Annotated in this window: 2 protein-coding genes; both read left to right on the plus strand. The window is 78.1% G+C overall.

Annotated elements, in window-relative coordinates:
* The coding region (locus tag DVA66_RS20410) for a TadE/TadG family type IV pilus assembly protein (RefSeq protein WP_114561576.1) at positions 1–435 on the plus strand (435 nt) is incomplete at its 5' end.
* The coding region (locus tag DVA66_RS20415; protein ID WP_157974211.1) for a LysM peptidoglycan-binding domain-containing protein at positions 432–1,403 on the plus strand (972 nt) is incomplete at its 3' end. The genes DVA66_RS20410 and DVA66_RS20415, both read left to right, overlap by 4 nt.

The raw sequence follows: 1,403 nt of genomic DNA on the forward strand, positions 1-1,403 counted from the left end.
CGGAGCAGCCGACCGATCCGCGGTGATCGGGGCGCCGCCGCCGCCGAGCTCGCCCTCGTCGTCCCCGTGCTCGTGATGATCATCGGCCTGGTGGTCGCCGGAGGACGGCTGTGGCTCGCCCGGCAGGCGGTCGAGGACGCCGCCGCCGGCGCCGCCCGGGCCGCCTCCCTCGCCCGGAGCCCGGTCGCCGCCCGGCAGGCGGCGCAGGAGGTGGTGCGCAGCAACGTCCGCACCCACGGGCTGGACTGCCTGGCCCTCGACGTCGCGGTCGACCCGTCCGGGTTCGGACGCAGCCCCGGCGCCGGGGGCACCGTCGACGTCTCGGTCTCCTGCACCGTCGGTCTGTCCGACGTCGTGGTGCCCGGACTGCCCGGGTCGACCGAGCTCACCGCGGACGGGCGGTCCGCCCTCGACACCTACCGGGGGCGGCGATGAGGGTGGTCCGCGGCCTGGTGGCCCTGCTCGCCCTGCTGGCGCTGCTGGTCGGGGCCCCGATCCTGCTGGTGGTGGCGGGGCACCTGCCCTCTCCCGAGCTGGCCGCGCCGGAGGAGCTGTGGCGCCGGCTGACCTCGCCCGACGACGGGTCGGCCCTGCTCGTGGTGCTCACCCTCCTCGGGTGGCTGGCGTGGCTGGTGCTGCTGGTGTCGACCCTGGTCGAGAGCGTGGCGATCGCGGCCCGCCGGCCGCTCCGCCTGCCCGGGCTGGGCGCCCCGCGGGGCATGGTGCGCGGGCTGCTGCTGGCCGTGGTGGCCATGGTGGTGACGCCGCAGGTGACCGGGTCCGCCCACGCCGAGCCGGTGCTCGCGGTCCAGGCCGGTCCGCAGGCGGGCCCGCAGGCCCCGGACCGGCCGGCCGCGCCGGGGGAGAGCCTGCGCAGCGGCGAGCACCGTCACGAGGTGGTCGAGGGCGACGACCTGTGGAGCCTCGCCGAGCGCTACTACGGGGACGGGACGCAGTGGCGGCGGATCGCCGCGGCCAACACAGACCGGCTGACCGGCGGGGCGGACCACCTCCAGGTCGGGTGGCGCCTGGTCGTCCCCGGGGTGGCGGGGCCGACGACGACCTCCCCGGGGGTGCGGGTCCGCGAGGGCGACACCCTCAGCTCGCTCGCCGCCACCCACCTCGGCGACCCCGCCCGCTGGGTGGAGCTGCACGCGCTCAACCGCGATGCCGTCCCTGACGCGGACGAGCTGGCGGTCGGCACGGTGCTCGAGCTGCCGGCTTCCGCGGACGAGCGCACCGCGACACCTCGGCGGCCGGCGGAGAGAGGCGCGGCACCGGACGGGGACGTCTCCGCCCCGGACGGTGGGGACGGCCCACAGCCCTCGCCGCAGCCGCCCTCCGCCGAGCCCATGCCGTCCGAGCCGGGGACGCCGACGACGTCCGGCACACCGACGTCGGCC

The organism is Desertihabitans aurantiacus, from assembly GCF_003344635.1.
Classification (GTDB): domain Bacteria; phylum Actinomycetota; class Actinomycetes; order Propionibacteriales; family Propionibacteriaceae; genus Desertihabitans; species Desertihabitans aurantiacus.